At 65.5% G+C, this 13,134-nt stretch carries 15 protein-coding genes; 13 read left to right on the forward strand and 2 right to left on the reverse strand.

Annotated elements, in window-relative coordinates:
• The first annotated feature begins 55 nt into the window (after positions 1 to 55).
• The 3 genes from OJJ21_RS17340 to OJJ21_RS17350 are packed head-to-tail and all read left to right on the forward strand — an operon-like array spanning position 56 to position 2,378.
• Positions 56 to 361 carry a PepSY domain-containing protein gene (locus OJJ21_RS17340; RefSeq protein ID WP_297688127.1) on the forward strand — a complete coding sequence of 102 codons (306 nt, stop codon included), beginning with the start codon at positions 56 to 58 and terminating at the stop codon, positions 359 to 361.
• Positions 358 to 1,026 (forward strand): response regulator transcription factor, encoded by a 669-nt coding sequence (locus OJJ21_RS17345; RefSeq protein ID WP_297688129.1) that lies wholly within the window; start codon positions 358 to 360, stop codon positions 1,024 to 1,026. The genes OJJ21_RS17340 and OJJ21_RS17345 overlap by 4 nt, the downstream gene beginning before the upstream one ends.
• On the forward strand, positions 1,023 to 2,378 hold the full coding sequence (locus tag OJJ21_RS17350; protein ID WP_297688131.1) for a sensor histidine kinase: 1,356 nt from the start codon (positions 1,023 to 1,025) through the stop codon (positions 2,376 to 2,378). Before OJJ21_RS17345 ends, OJJ21_RS17350 begins: the two co-directional genes overlap by 4 nt.
• 3 nt (positions 2,379 to 2,381) lie before the next feature.
• Here the strand turns inward: OJJ21_RS17350 and OJJ21_RS17355 are convergent, their stop codons facing one another.
• A complete protein-coding gene (locus tag OJJ21_RS17355) occupies positions 2,382 to 2,744 on the reverse strand; it encodes a DUF1428 domain-containing protein (protein ID WP_297688133.1) in 363 nt (120 codons plus the stop codon).
• A 148-nt stretch (positions 2,745 to 2,892) separates the two neighbouring features.
• Here OJJ21_RS17355 and OJJ21_RS17360 point away from each other — a divergent pair, with 148 nt between their 5' ends.
• On the forward strand, positions 2,893 to 3,357 hold the full coding sequence (locus tag OJJ21_RS17360; protein WP_297688134.1) for a VOC family protein: 465 nt from the start codon (positions 2,893 to 2,895) through the stop codon (positions 3,355 to 3,357).
• 80 nt (positions 3,358 to 3,437) lie between these two features.
• On the opposite strand, the gene OJJ21_RS17365 is transcribed toward OJJ21_RS17360, so the two are convergent.
• Complete coding sequence (locus OJJ21_RS17365) at positions 3,438 to 3,974, reverse strand: GcrA family cell cycle regulator (RefSeq protein WP_297688136.1); 537 nt, start codon at positions 3,972 to 3,974, stop codon at positions 3,438 to 3,440.
• Between the two features lie 153 nt (positions 3,975 to 4,127).
• On the opposite strand from OJJ21_RS17365, the gene OJJ21_RS17370 reads away from it, so the two are divergent.
• The 9 genes from OJJ21_RS17370 to OJJ21_RS17410 are packed head-to-tail and all read left to right on the forward strand — an operon-like array spanning position 4,128 to position 13,126.
• Positions 4,128 to 5,039 (forward strand): phytanoyl-CoA dioxygenase family protein, encoded by a 912-nt coding sequence (locus tag OJJ21_RS17370; protein WP_297688138.1) that lies wholly within the window; start codon positions 4,128 to 4,130, stop codon positions 5,037 to 5,039.
• 41 nt (positions 5,040 to 5,080) lie between these two features.
• Positions 5,081 to 6,556 (forward strand): glucose-6-phosphate dehydrogenase, encoded by a 1,476-nt coding sequence (zwf, locus tag OJJ21_RS17375; RefSeq protein WP_297688140.1) that lies wholly within the window; start codon positions 5,081 to 5,083, stop codon positions 6,554 to 6,556.
• A 16-nt stretch (positions 6,557 to 6,572) separates the two neighbouring features.
• On the forward strand, positions 6,573 to 7,880 hold the full coding sequence (locus OJJ21_RS17380; protein ID WP_297688142.1) for an ActS/PrrB/RegB family redox-sensitive histidine kinase: 1,308 nt from the start codon (positions 6,573 to 6,575) through the stop codon (positions 7,878 to 7,880).
• Positions 7,881 to 7,935: 55 nt separating this feature from the next.
• Positions 7,936 to 8,463, forward strand: coding sequence for an ActR/PrrA/RegA family redox response regulator transcription factor (locus OJJ21_RS17385; RefSeq protein WP_297688144.1), 528 nt, complete (start codon positions 7,936 to 7,938; stop codon positions 8,461 to 8,463).
• A 21-nt stretch (positions 8,464 to 8,484) separates the two neighbouring features.
• Positions 8,485 to 9,216 carry a metallophosphoesterase family protein gene (locus OJJ21_RS17390; RefSeq protein WP_297688145.1) on the forward strand — a complete coding sequence of 244 codons (732 nt, stop codon included), beginning with the start codon at positions 8,485 to 8,487 and terminating at the stop codon, positions 9,214 to 9,216.
• Between the two features lie 51 nt (positions 9,217 to 9,267).
• Complete coding sequence (gene hldE, locus OJJ21_RS17395) at positions 9,268 to 10,722, forward strand: bifunctional D-glycero-beta-D-manno-heptose-7-phosphate kinase/D-glycero-beta-D-manno-heptose 1-phosphate adenylyltransferase HldE (RefSeq protein WP_297688147.1); 1,455 nt, start codon at positions 9,268 to 9,270, stop codon at positions 10,720 to 10,722.
• Between the two features lie 7 nt (positions 10,723 to 10,729).
• Positions 10,730 to 11,890, forward strand: coding sequence for an FAD-dependent oxidoreductase (locus tag OJJ21_RS17400; RefSeq protein WP_297688149.1), 1,161 nt, complete (start codon positions 10,730 to 10,732; stop codon positions 11,888 to 11,890).
• Complete coding sequence (locus OJJ21_RS17405; RefSeq protein WP_297688151.1) at positions 11,881 to 12,645, forward strand: aldo/keto reductase; 765 nt, start codon at positions 11,881 to 11,883, stop codon at positions 12,643 to 12,645. The genes OJJ21_RS17400 and OJJ21_RS17405 overlap by 10 nt, the downstream gene beginning before the upstream one ends.
• A 10-nt stretch (positions 12,646 to 12,655) precedes the next feature.
• A complete protein-coding gene (locus OJJ21_RS17410; RefSeq protein WP_297688153.1) occupies positions 12,656 to 13,126 on the forward strand; it encodes a hypothetical protein in 471 nt (156 codons plus the stop codon).
• Positions 13,127 to 13,134: the final 8 nt, after the last annotated feature.

Consider the following 13,134-nt stretch of genomic DNA (forward strand, 5'->3'; position numbering starts at 1 on the left):
GGGCCTGACCGGCACGTTCATCGGCCGTTCAGCTTCCGGCCGCTATGGTGCATCTATGCGATTTATGGGTCTGATGCTCTGCCTGATACTCGCCGCGCCGGTTGCGCAAGCTGGCGAGCGCGACCACGACCGTGCGCGCAGGGCGGTCGAAGCGGGTGAGATCAAGCCGTTGCGCGAGGTGCTGGCCGAGGCCGAGAAGGCCCATAACGGACGGCTGATCGAGGCCGAGCTGGAGAGCAAGGACGGAAAAATGGTCTACGAACTCAAGCTTCTTACCGTCGAAGGCCGCGTTCTGAAGGTCTATTATGATGCCCGCAGCGGTGCGCTGCTGAAGGTGGACAGACCGCATAGCCGCGAATGAGAATCCTTATCGTCGAGGACGAGCCGGTATTGGCCCTGCGCCTGCAGCAGACGCTGGAGGCGGCCGGCTTTGTCGTCGATGTCGCCTATGATGGCGAGGAGGGCTGGCATCTGGGCGATACCGAACCCTACGATGCCGCCGTGCTCGATCTTGGCCTGCCGAAAATCGACGGTATCACCATATTGCGGCGCTGGCGCGACGCCGGCCGCACCCTGCCGGTACTGATTCTGACCGCGCGCAGCCGCTGGTCGGAAAAGATGACCGGCTTCCAGGCCGGTGCGGATGACTACCTGACCAAACCCTTCGAGATGGACGAGGTGGTCTATCGCCTGCGTGCTCTGATCCGCCGTGCCGCGGGCCACGCCCAGCCGGAACTGGCCTGCGGCAAGCTGCATCTCGATTCTCTCGCCGGCCGCTTCAGCTTCGATGGGATTCCGGTGCAGTTGACGGCGCAGGAATTCCGCATCCTGTCCTATCTCATGCATCATGCCGGCAAGGTGGTGAGCCGTACGGAATTGATCGAGCATGTTTACGATCGCCATTTCGACCGCGACTCCAATGTGCTCGAGGTCCTGATCGGCCGCATCCGTCGCAAGCTGGGTGCGGAGATGATCCACACGGTTCGTGGTCAGGGCTATCGCCTGGCCGAGGCAGCTGCATCGTGACCGCCGGTGCAGGATTGCCGCGGCCGCGACGCTCGCTGACCTTCCGGTTGATCGCGGCTGCCACGGTCTGGATGCTGGTCCTGCTTTCCGCCGGCGGCATCGTGCTGACCACCGCTTTCCGCAATTCTGCCGAACAGGAATTCGGTCAGCGTCTCGATGCCCTGTTGCGCGCCATGATCGCTGCCATCGAGGTCGGATCGGATGGCGCCGTGACGGTGACCAAACCGCTGGGCGACCCACGTTTCGAGCAGGTATTTTCCGGCTGGTACTGGCAGGTGGCGGAACCCTCCGGCCGGCTGGTGCGGTCGCGCTCGCTGTGGGACAGCACCCTGCCGCGACATGACGACGGAACCGAGATGCAGCGCCACCGTATCGCAGGGCCGAATGGCGAGTCGCTGCTGGCCGCAGAGCGGGATTTGCAATTCCCCGGCGGCGACGGTCCGATGCATGTCGCGGTCGCCGGCGACCTGCGCGACATCAACAGCCGCGTCCGCGGTTTCGATACGGTACTGCTGGCAGCCCTGGTGCTGTTTGCTTTCGGTATGGTCGGTGCGATCGTGGTTCAGGTGCGGTTCGGCCTGCAGCCGCTGCGTGCCATGACCGCCGGCCTCGCCGCGATCCGCAGCGGAAAATCCACCCGACTTGAGGGCGATTATCCGCGCGAAGTCGCACCATTGGCCGATGCGATGAATGCCGTGCTGGCACATGACGCGTTGCTGATCGAGCGGGCTCGCACGCATGTCGGCAATCTGGCACATGGCCTGAAGACTCCGCTGGCCGTGCTCAAGGCCGAACTGCATGAAGTCCCGGACCGCAAGGTAATGGATGAACAGGTCGGCGTGATGGTGCGGCTGATCGAGAGGCATCTGGCGCGGGCGGCGGCCGCGACCGGATCGGGGCCGGCGCTCGGCGTCGGCACGGCGGTGCGGCCCGTGGTGCAGGATATCGTCGATGTCCTCAAACGCGTGCATGCGGCCAAGGGGCTAGCCTTCGAGATCGATATTCCGGCCACGCTGGCCTTCCCGGGCGACCGCGGCGATCTCGAAGAGATGATGGGTAACCTGATTGAGAATGCCTGCAAATGGGCGCGCGGCAAAATCCGCATTGCCGCGCAGGATGCCGATCCAGTGGTCATTACCGTGGAGGATGACGGACCGGGGATAGCCGATACCGCGGTGGCCCTGGCGCTCGCCCGCGGTATTCGCCTGGACGAAACCAGGGCCGGCTCCGGCCTGGGCCTCGCCATCGTGGCAGACCTGGTCACCATCTATGGCGGCACGATCGATCTCGAACGATCGCCGCTGGGCGGGCTCAGGGCCGCGCTGACCTTACCGGGCCGGAACCCCCGCTGAAACTTATGCCTTTACCAGCGTCTTGAAGCCGCCGTAGCACATGCGCTTCACGTCGAAAGGCATCTGCTTCGGGTCGGGGCACATTGCCTGGATGCGCGGGTCCTTCATCACTTTGGCATTGACCGTGTCGCGATGCTTGCGCGACTTGAACATGATCCAGGAAAATACCGGCACTTCGCCTTTCTTCAGCTTCATCAGCTTGGGATAGGGCAGGCCGAAGGCGGTCTTGAGGTCGTCGCCGGCGCATTCGCGATAATCCAGCGCACCATGCTCGCGCCAGATCTTGCCGGCCTTGGCGGCCATCTTCTTGTAGGCCGCCAGATTCTTCTTCGGCACCGGCAACAGGAAACCGTCCACATAACTCATCGCAGTCTTCCTTCTCTGTGCATTGCTTGACATGCATATAACCTATTGGTTATATATCGCGTCGATGGCGAGATGTCAAATGCTGGCGCCTTTTATTACGCCATGTTGGCCGAAGCCGGTCGGATCATCCCCACAGAAGGAGCGTATCGTGCAGATCAATCCCTATCTGATGTTCAACGGCCAATGCGAAGCGGCGTTCCGCTATTACGAAAAGCATCTCGGCGGCAGGATCGTCGCGATGATGAAATATAGCGAAGCGCCGCCGATGCCGGCAGGCGAAGCGCCGCCTGAAGGCGGCTGCGCGCCGGACATGACCGGCGCCGAGAACCTGATCATGCATGCCTGCATGGAACTCGGAAATGTGTCGCTGATGGCATCCGATTATCCGCCCAACATGTCCGAGAAGATGCAGGGCATGTCGGTGACGCTGAATGTCACCAGCGTGCCGGAGGCCGAGCGGATTTTCGCCGCGTTGTCTAACGGTGGCGCCATCACCAGCCCGCTGCAGAAGACCTTCTGGGCCGCGGCTTTCGGCACTGTGACCGATCAGTTCGGCACGCCCTGGATGGTCAACTGTGTGGCAGAAGCCCAGATGATGAAGGCCGCGTCATAAACTTTTGCGCATGCCGCAACGAAAAAGCCCGGCAGGGAAACCTGCCGGGCTTTTTGCGGAAACCGGACCTTCGGGATGGTTCAGGCGGCGTTGATCGCCTTGACCGCCTCGACGGCGCTCTCCGGGTTCCAGTTCGTGTAGGCCGCTGCGCAATGCGACGCGCAGTAGGGTTTACCCGGTAGTGCCACATGACTGCAGAAATCGAATTCGGCGCTCTTGGGGTCGCCGATCGGCCACTTGCAGCGCGGGCCGGTCGATGGCGTCAGCGCCGCCAGCATGGCTGCGGTCAGCTGGGCCTGGGAAGCCGGGCTGTGATGGCCGGCCGGGGTGGCTGCGTCTTCGCGCACCTGCACGGGGGCTCGGGCAGGGGCGGGCGCTGCAGCCGTATGTCCGCCCCCGCCGCTGGATCCGCCACCGCCATGGCTGGTGGCCGGGCGCGGCTGGGCCGGCTTTTCGCTGCGCATGATCGGTGAGGCCCGCTTGGCAAGACCGATCCGGTGCGCCTTGCCGACCACGGCGTTGCGGGTCATGCCCAGCTGCTTGCCGATCTGCGTGATCGACTGGCCGGATTCCCAGTATTGCACCAGGAGTTTAACTTTCTCGTCAGTCCACACCATATCTAGCCCCCATATTGGCTTTGGCCGCTAAATGGAGTAAAGGCGCCAAAATCGGGGTTCGGTCAATCGGACTCTTCCATTATCCACAAGAATCTCTGGAAACAGCCGTGCTAAGCCCTTAAGTCTTCGAGGCCGAATCGGAGTTATCCACAGATGTCCGCGTTTTCCGCCGCCCGTTCAGCCGACCAACCGGAGCTTGACCACAACTGGGAAGTCCGGCTGCCGGAGCCTGAAGTCCTGCGCACGGCCTATGCCCGGGACGGCTATGCGATCGTCCGTGGACTGTTTTCTCCGGCCGAAGTGGTCGTCATGGCCGGAGCTTTCGACCGCCTGCAGGCCGCCGGCCTGGCACTCGGGCGCAGCTTCCGGCATGGCAACCTGCTGTTCCGGCTGGGCGACGACCCGCATCTGGGCCGCATCCTGCGCATGGTGCAATGGCCGTCCTGGCGCGATGCGGCGCTCGACCGCGTCCGCCTGGACCTGCGCTTCGCCGCCGTGCTGCAGCCGCTGATCGGCGACAGCCTGAAGCAGATCATCAACCAGATGCACTGGAAGCCGCCGGGCGCGGCCCGGGTGGAATTCGCCTATCATCAGGACAGTCGCTTCCGCCGGCCTGCCACCGCCTTCCGCGATCTTGCCGGATCCTATGTGCAGACCGGCATCGCCATCGATCCGCATACGCGGGCCAGTGGCGCCATGAAGGTGATCCCTGGCAGCCATTGGCTGGGCGATCTCGGCCTGGGCGGCGATGGTCCGATCCTGCAGCAGTCGATGCAGGATGCGGCCCTGATGGCCGCTGGCCTCGATCCGGCCGCGGCGGTGGACCTGGAACTGGCGCCCGGCGATCTGGCGCTCTGGTCGCCCTACCTGGTGCATGGCTCGGGCATCAACACCACGGCAGCCGATCGGCGCCTCTATATCAATGGCTATGTCCGGGCCGAAAATTGCGATCGTGGCGAATGGGCCTTCCGGGCCGGCCGGCCGCAGCGGCTGGGAGCCGAGCCCGTTCTGGTGCATTACGAAGCGTTGCATGAACGGCCCGAACCGCATTTCATCGACGACTGAGGGTGATTGATTAGCCGCACGGAGTTTGCCACGGTGATGCCATGACCAATCCAAGCGGCAGCTTCTCCTTCGATCTCGTCATCTTCGGCGCCACCGGCGACCTTTCGCTGCGCAAGCTGGTGCCGGCTCTGTATCACCGCGATGTCGCCGGCCAGCTCAATGACGACGCCCGGCTGTTCGCGGTGGCGCGCGGCCACATGCCGGATGAGGAGTTCCGCATTCTGGCCCGCGCCGCGCTCGATCGACACCTCGATGCCGGCGATTACAACGAAAAGTCCGTCGACCGTTTTCTCGCCCGTTTCCGCTATCTCAGTCTCGACGCCGAGACGCCCGGCGATTATGCCGCGCTGGCCCGCGCGCTGGATGGCCCCGCCGACCGCGTCGTGGTTTTCTATCTGGCCATGGCGCCGCGTTTCTTCGGCCCGGTCTGCACCCAGCTCGCCGCTGCCGGTCTGAACCGGCCGCAGGCCCGCGTAGTGCTGGAAAAGCCCATCGGTCACGACCTGGCATCGGCCCGCGCCGTCAACGGTGCGGTGGCGGCGGCTTTCAGCGAAGACCGTGTTTTCCGCATCGACCACTATCTCGGCAAGGAGACGGTGCAAAACCTGATGGCGCTGCGCTTTGCCAATGCCCTGTTCGAACCGGTCTGGCATCGCGGCGTGGTCGATCATGTGCAGGTCACGGTGGCCGAGAAGATCGGCGTCGAAGGCCGTGCCGGCTATTACGACCATGCCGGCGCCCTGCGCGACATGATCCAGAATCATCTGCTGCAGCTGCTGTGTCTGGTGGCAATGGAACCGCCGAATGCCTTTGCTGCCGATGCGGTGCGCGACGAAAAACTGAAGGTGCTGGAGGCACTGCGTCCGCTGGCGGACGGCAACATCGGCGAGAAGACCGTGCGCGGCCAGTATGGCGCCGGTGCGGTGGATGGCCATGCCGTGCCGGCCTATACCGAGGAGATCGAACGCGACGACAGCACCACGGAAACCTTCGTGGTGGTGAAGGCGGAGGTCGAGACCTGGCGCTGGGCCGGCGTGCCGTTTTACCTGCGCACCGGAAAACGCCTGCCGGTGCGGCGGTCTGAAATCGTGGTGCAGTTCCGTCCAGTGCCGCATCTGATCTTCCCGGGCGCAGTGCGCGACGTGGTGCCGAACCGCCTGGTGATCCGCCTGCAACCGGATGAAGGTATCTCGTTGCATATGATGAGCAAGGTGCCGGGACCGGGCGGCATGCGCCTGCGCACCGCGCCGCTCAACCTGAGTTTCGCCGAAACCTTCCATGGCCGGCAGCCCGATGCCTATGAGCGTCTGCTGATGGATGTGGTGCGCGGCAATCCCATGCTGTTCATGCGCAGCGACGAGGTCGACGCCGCCTGGCGCTGGATCGAGCCGATCTTGGCCGCCTGGCAGGCGCAGGCGGATCGACCGAAACTCTATACCGCTGGCAGCTGGGGGCCTTCGGCCGCCATCGGCCTGATCGAACGCGACGGCCGCAACTGGCACGAAGATATGCGATGAAGAAAGTCCTGCGGTAATGGCCGCATTGCTCGATCGTCTGCGCGACCGTCTCGGTCCGCATCTGAGTGCCGCCGACGATCCGGCCGGCCGCGTGCGCCTGCAGACCCTGGTGCTGCTGCGCTGGATCGCCATCATCGGTCAGTTGCTGGCCATTCTGTTTGTGCATTTCGGCCTGAATTTCCGGCTGCCCCTGCTGCCGGCACTGGCCGTCGTCGGCGTTTCGGCGCTGCTCAACATCGTGCTGTTCGTCGTCTACCCGACGGCGAAACGCCTGAGCGAGAAGGGCGCGGCCTTCTATCTGGCTTTCGACCAGATCCAGCTCTGCATCCTGCTGTTCCTCACCGGCGGCATCGACAATCCCTTCACCGTGCTGATCCTGGTGCCGGTCACCGTTTCGGCCACCATCCTGACGCTGCGCTCCACCGTGGTGCTCGGCCTGCTGGCCTTTGCGCTGACCACGGCGATCACGATCTATCATTTCCCGCTGCCATGGGGCGATCCCGCCGAAGTGCTGCAGCCGCCGCTGCTGCAATGGGGCAACCTGACCGCGCTGGTGCTCGGCACGCTGTTCATCGCGGCCTATGCCTGGCAGGTGGCGGAGGAAGCCCGCCGCATGTCGGATGCACTGGCCGCCACGCAGATGGCGCTGGCCCGTGAGCAGCAGGTTTCGGCACTTGGCGGACTTGCGGCGGCGGCGGCGCATGAACTGGGCTCGCCGCTGGGCACCATTGCCGTGGTGGTGAAGGAGATCGGGCGCGAACTGCCGGCCGACCATCCGCTGGCGGAAGATGTGGCGCTGCTGCAGAGCCAGGTCGAACGCTGTCGCGATATTCTCGCCCGCCTGTCGCGCCGCCCCTCGGCCACCTCGGATCCGGAAGCCTTTTCCGACCTTGGCATTGCCAACATGATGGAGATGGTGGCGCAGCCCTGGCGCCGCGAAGACATTGCTTTCGCCGTTCGCCTGATCGGCACCGGTACGCCGCCGCTGCTGCCGCGCCGGCCTGAAATCCTCCATGGCCTGGGGAACCTGCTGCAGAATGCCATGGAATTCGCCCGCACCAGCGTCGATATCGAGGTCGACTGGGATGATAAATTCATCCGCCTGCGTATTCTCGACGACGGTCCGGGCCTGAATGTCGATATTCTGTCGGCGCTGGGCGAACCCTATGTGACCAGCCGGCCCGACAGCGGTGGCATGGGATTGGGCGTCTTTATCGCAATGAACCTGTTGCGTCGCAGCGGGGCCTCCGTGGCCTTCGCCAACCGGCACGGCGGCGGGACCCAGGTTTCGGTCAGCTGGCCGCGCGACCTGACGGCAAAATAGCCGCCGAACCGCGCGAGGGTTGCGCCAAAGCCCCGCTACGGTACATTCTGCCGTCATGACCGATATGACCCTGCTGATCGTCGATGACGATGAACCGCTGCGCCTGCGCCTGGCGCGCGCAATGGAAAAGCGCGGCTATGTGGTGCAGACCGCAGAGTCGGTGGCGATCGGCATTCAGATGGCGCGGGCCAAGCCGCCGGCCTATGCCGTGGTCGATCTCAAGCTGGGTGACGGCAACGGCCTTGATGTCGTCACGGCCATCCGCCAGGTGCGCCAGGATGCGCGCGTCGTGATGCTCACCGGCTATGGCAATATCGCCACCGCCGTGGCCGCCGTGAAGGCCGGTGCCGCCGATTATCTGCCCAAGCCGGCCGATGCCGATGACGTCGATCGTGCGCTGCGCGTCGGCAATGCTGCGCATCCGGCGCCGCCGGACGAGCCGATGTCGGCTGAACGCGTGCGCTGGGAACATATCCAGCGTGTTTTCGAACTCTGCGACCGTAATGTGTCGGAGACGGCGCGCCGGCTGAAGATGCATCGCCGCACCCTGCAGCGCATCCTTGCCAAGCGTTCGCCGCAATAAGCGCCCCATGCTGATCGGCCCATGCTGATCGGTGAAGCCAGTCTGCCGCCCGGGCTCCGCGTCTACGCCATCGGCGACATCCATGGCCGCGCCGATCTGCTCGACCAGCTGCATGCCAAGATCGAAGCCGATCTCGCGACGGCGCCGGCACAATGCGCCATCGTCTATCTGGGTGACTATATCGACCGCGGGGCTGAATCGCATGGCGTGATCGAACGGCTGACGCGGCCGCGTTTCCCCAGTACCGATGCGACCCGGGTGGAAGTCGTCACACTGCTCGGCAATCACGAGGCCATGCTGCTGGAATTCCTCGATGCGCCCTATGGCGCCTCGCTGTGGCTCGCCAATGGCGGCGATGCCACGCTGCGCAGCTACAAGGTCAAAATTCCCGGCTCATTCGATGAACTGCTGCTGACCCAGCGTGCCCTGCTCGGTGTCCTGCCACGACATCACAAGCAGTTCCTGCTCGGCCTGCCGCTGCAGGTGCAGTTCGGCGACTATCTCTTCGTCCATGCCGGGATCAAGCCGGGCCTGCCGCTGGACCGCCAGAGCCGCGAGCAGATGATCTGGATTCGCGATGTATTCCTCGATTCGGAAGTCGACCACGGCATGATCGTGGTGCATGGCCATACCATCGTCCACGAGGTGGAATGGCGGCCCAACCGGATCGGCGTCGATACCGGCGCCTATACCACCGGCCGGCTCACCGCCCTGGTGCTGGAAGGGGCCGGGCGGCGCCTGCTGCAGACCTGAGATTTCGTGTCGGGACTGGCATTTGCCCCCTCGCCGGTGTATCGAAAAGTCATGTCCGATTTCGCCGCCGATCCCGCCGATTTTGCCGCCGCCCGCGTGCTGGTGGTGGGCGATGTGATGCTCGACCGCTTCGTCTATGGCGGGGTGGAACGCATTTCGCCCGAGGCGCCGATCCCGGTGATGCAGATCGAGCGCGAAATCGTCATGCCCGGTGGCGCCGGCAATGTGGCGCGCAATCTCGCCGCCCTCGGCGCCAGGGTCGCCCTGTTCGGCCTGGCGGGCGACGATGTGGCGGCCGACCAGCTCAACGAGGTGCTGGCGCTGGAGCCGGGCATCGAGGCCCATCTGGTAGTCGACGAAACCTGGCATACCATCGAGAAGACGCGCTTCATCGGCAGCCGGCAGCAGCTGCTGCGTGTCGACCGCGAAAGCCGGGCGCAGCCGTCGGATGCCGCCGTCGATGCGCTGATCAAGGCGGCGCTTGAGGCGCTCGCCGACAATGCCGTGCTGGTGCTGTCGGATTATGCCAAGGGCGCCGTCAGCGACCGCGTGCTGGCAAAACTCATCAAGGCAGCCGCCAGGGCCGGCAAGCCGGTGCTGGTCGATCCCAAGGGTAGCGATTATCGCCGCTACAAGGGCGCCACGCTGGTGACGCCGAACCGCGCCGAGGCTGCTTTGGCCACCGGCGAGAGCTGCAGCGACGACGACAGCGCGGTGGCTGCCGCGCGCAAGCTGGTCAATGACGCCGGCATCGCCAATGTGCTGGTGACGCGCGGCGCCGCCGGCATGACGCTGGTTCAGGGGCAGGAGGCCCCGCTGCACCTCGCCGCCGAAGCGCGCGAGGTGTTCGATGTCTCCGGCGCCGGCGACACCGTGGTGGCGACGATTGCCGCCGCCCTGGCCGTCGGCCGCCCGCTGCCGCAGGCCGCCCGGCTGGCCAACCTGGCTGCCGGTATTGTCGTCGGCAAGATCGGCACCGCCGTGGTGCATCCCGAGGAATTGCGTCTCGCTCTGCACATGCCAGACCCGCATGGCATCGAGGCCAAGATCGTCACGCCGCAGCTGGCCGCCGAGCGTGTCGCGCTGTGGCGCAGCCGCGGCGAGCGCATCGGTTTCACCAACGGCGTGTTCGACCTGCTGCATCCCGGTCATCTGGCCCTGCTCTCGGATGTGCGCGCGCAATGCGACCGCCTGATCGTCGCGATCAACGCGGATGCCTCGGTGAAGAAGCTGAAGGGCGACAGCCGTCCGGTGCAGGATGAGCGCCACCGCGCCCAGCTGCTGGCCGCGCTGACCCTGGTCGATCTGGTCATCGTGTTCGCCGAGGATACGCCGATCCCGCTGCTCGAACTGCTCAGGCCCGATCTGCTGGTCAAGGGCGGCGATTATACGATCGACCAGGTGGTGGGCGCCGATATCGTGCGCGCCTATGGCGGCGAGGTGCAGGTCGCGCGCCATGTCGCCGGACAGAGCACCACGGCGACCATCAAGAAGCTGCAGAGCTGAGTTCGCGATGACCGAGCCCGATGTCGACGTCGCGATCCTCGGCGGCGGCATTGCCGGCCTCTGGCTGCTGGCACGCCTGAAGGCGGCGGGCTATGCCGCACTGCTGATCGAGAACGATGCGCTCGGCGCGGGACAGACGCTCGCCTCGCAGGGCATCATCCATGGCGGACTGAAATATGCCATCGACCTCAGGCTGAATGCCGACAGCGCCGCCTTGGCCGATATGCCGACGCGCTGGCGCGCCTGTCTCAATGGGAGCGGCGAGATCGACCTGCGCGGGGCGAAGCTGGCGGCAGAGAATCATCTTTTCTGGGCGCGACGCACGCTGACCAGCCGCATCGCCGGATTCTTTGGCAGCAAGCTGGTACGCGGACGGGTCGAGGCGCTGGCGCAAAAGGACTGGCCACTGGCGCTGCAGGACCCTGATCATGTCGGCGCTGTCTATGCGCTGGATGAATGCGTGCTGGATGTGCCCATGCTGCTGGCAGCGCTGGCCGAGCTGGGCAAGGGCTGCATCAAACACGGCCGGGCAACGGTCGTGCCGCAGGCCGGTCATGTCGTGCTGCAGCTGGAAGATGGCCGCTGCATCACGGCCGGCCGGCTGGTTTCCACGGCCGGTGCCGGTAACGAGATTTTGCTGCCCCAACTCGGTCTGCCGCTGCAGGCGGCGCAGCGCCGGCCGCTGCAGATGCTGCTGGTGGAGCAGGCTCCGGCACCGCTCTGGGCGCATTGCTTCGATACCAGCGACAAGCCGCGCGTCACCATCACCACGCATAAACGCAGCGACGGCTCGCTGGTCTGGTATGTCGGCGGCCTGCTGGCCGAGAACGGTGTGGGCCAGAGCGAGGCCGGTCTGATCGCCGCCGCTCGCCAGGAATTCGCCACCCTGCTGCCGAAACTGGATTTCAGCCGCAGCCGCTTTGCCGGCTACCGCGTCGACCGCGCCGAGGGGGCGACGGAAGACGGTCGCAAGCCGGAGGGTCCGGTGCTGAAACGCGCGGGTCTGATCACGCTGGCCTGGCCGACCAAGCTGGCGCTGGCGCCGCAACTGGCCGACCTGGTTCTTGCCGATCTGCCGCCGCCCCGTGGCAGCACACAGCCTGTCTGGCCCGACTGGGCCGCGCCAGCCGTTGCGCCGGCGCCCTGGGAGACTCTGGCATGGACATGAGGCCGCTCGGATCGACCGGCATTTCCGTCAGCCTGCTCGGGCTCGGCACGGTGAAGCTCGGCCGCAATGCGGGCGTGAAATATCCGCAGGGTTTCGATCTGCCTGATGATGGGGCGGTGGTGACGCTGCTGGAAACGGCGCGCGACCTCGGCATCAATCTGCTCGATACGGCACCGGCCTATGGCCTGAGCGAGCAGCGGCTGGGGCAGCTTCGTCCCGGCAAACGTGAGGACTGGGTGATCGCCACCAAGGCCGGAGAGTCTTTCCAGAACGGCGTTTCACGGTTCGATTTCTCGGCCCCTGCGATCCGCGCCTCGGTGGAAAACAGCCTGCGCCTGCTGCGCACCGAGTATCTGGATGCCGTGCTGCTGCATTCCGATGGCATCGACGAAACCGGCGACCGCTTCCTCCCGGCCGCCGAAATGCTGGCGCTGCTGAAGCAGCAAGGCCTGATCCGGGCGACGGGATTTTCCGGCAAGACGGCGGCCGGTGGCGAGCGCATGCTGCCGCTCGTCGATATCCTGATGGCGGCATATAATCCAGATTATACGGACGAGGCGCCGCTGATCGCGCGCGCCGGCCGGGAGGGCAGGGGTGTGCTGGTCAAGAAGGCGCTGGCCAGCGGCCATGCCGCCGATCTGGCTGCGGCTTTACGGGCGGCCGCGACTCTGCCGGGCGTTTGCAGTATCGTGGTGGGCACGCTGTCGCCGGCGAATTTACGCGCCAATGCGGCAGCCCTGGAGGCCAGGCCGTGAGGAGCGAAGCGTGACCGATAGCGAATTGCCGACCGACCGGACGCCGAATGACGCCTCCTTGCACGATGCGCGGGTGGCGGCCGAGCAGGAATTTCTCGCCTTCGGCTGGGAGGCCGCCTCCCTCGCGCTGCCCGGTGCCGCTCCGGGCGCGGCGCCGCATCCCGGTTTCCGCCATGGCGATTTCGCCGTGATTGCCGGCGAGGCCGGCTGGCTGGTGGTGGCGCTGCCGGCCCAGCTGGTGCTCGGCACGCTGCCGTCCGCGTCGGCGGTGCGGCGCTTCGTTTCCAAATGCGTCAGCTTCCCGGCCCAGCCCAATGGCGCCATCATCGGCGCCGCGCGGCAGGCCATGCTGCAGGCGGTGGAAGAGGAGCTCAGCCTGGCGCGCCAGGCGGCGGATCTGCTGGAAGCCAAGATCGATGATCTGATGGGCAGCATCGACGACATGCGCGCCAAGTCGATCCTGTTCGCCCGCGACGACTAGAGAATTAC

The organism is Ferrovibrio sp. (genome assembly GCF_025869515.1).
GTDB lineage: Bacteria > Pseudomonadota > Alphaproteobacteria > Ferrovibrionales > Ferrovibrionaceae > Ferrovibrio.

What these genes read in the sequence shown, in the direction of transcription:
- OJJ21_RS17340 (WP_297688127.1), top strand. Translation starts at nt 56, where the DNA reads ATGCGATTTATGGGTCTGATGCTCTGCCTGATACTCGCCGCGCCGGTT.
- OJJ21_RS17345 (WP_297688129.1), top strand. Translation starts at nt 358, where the DNA reads ATGAGAATCCTTATCGTCGAGGACGAGCCGGTATTGGCCCTGCGCCTG.
- OJJ21_RS17355 (WP_297688133.1), bottom strand. Translation starts at nt 2,744, where the DNA reads ATGAGTTATGTGGACGGTTTCCTGTTGCCGGTGCCGAAGAAGAATCTG.
- OJJ21_RS17365 (WP_297688136.1), bottom strand. Translation starts at nt 3,974, where the DNA reads ATGGTGTGGACTGACGAGAAAGTTAAACTCCTGGTGCAATACTGGGAA.
- OJJ21_RS17370 (WP_297688138.1), top strand. Translation starts at nt 4,128, where the DNA reads ATGTCCGCGTTTTCCGCCGCCCGTTCAGCCGACCAACCGGAGCTTGAC.
- zwf (WP_297688140.1), top strand. Translation starts at nt 5,081, where the DNA reads ATGACCAATCCAAGCGGCAGCTTCTCCTTCGATCTCGTCATCTTCGGC.
- OJJ21_RS17380 (WP_297688142.1), top strand. Translation starts at nt 6,573, where the DNA reads ATGGCCGCATTGCTCGATCGTCTGCGCGACCGTCTCGGTCCGCATCTG.
- OJJ21_RS17385 (WP_297688144.1), top strand. Translation starts at nt 7,936, where the DNA reads ATGACCGATATGACCCTGCTGATCGTCGATGACGATGAACCGCTGCGC.
- OJJ21_RS17390 (WP_297688145.1), top strand. Translation starts at nt 8,485, where the DNA reads ATGCTGATCGGTGAAGCCAGTCTGCCGCCCGGGCTCCGCGTCTACGCC.
- hldE (WP_297688147.1), top strand. Translation starts at nt 9,268, where the DNA reads ATGTCCGATTTCGCCGCCGATCCCGCCGATTTTGCCGCCGCCCGCGTG.
- OJJ21_RS17400 (WP_297688149.1), top strand. Translation starts at nt 10,730, where the DNA reads ATGACCGAGCCCGATGTCGACGTCGCGATCCTCGGCGGCGGCATTGCC.
- OJJ21_RS17405 (WP_297688151.1), top strand. Translation starts at nt 11,881, where the DNA reads ATGGACATGAGGCCGCTCGGATCGACCGGCATTTCCGTCAGCCTGCTC.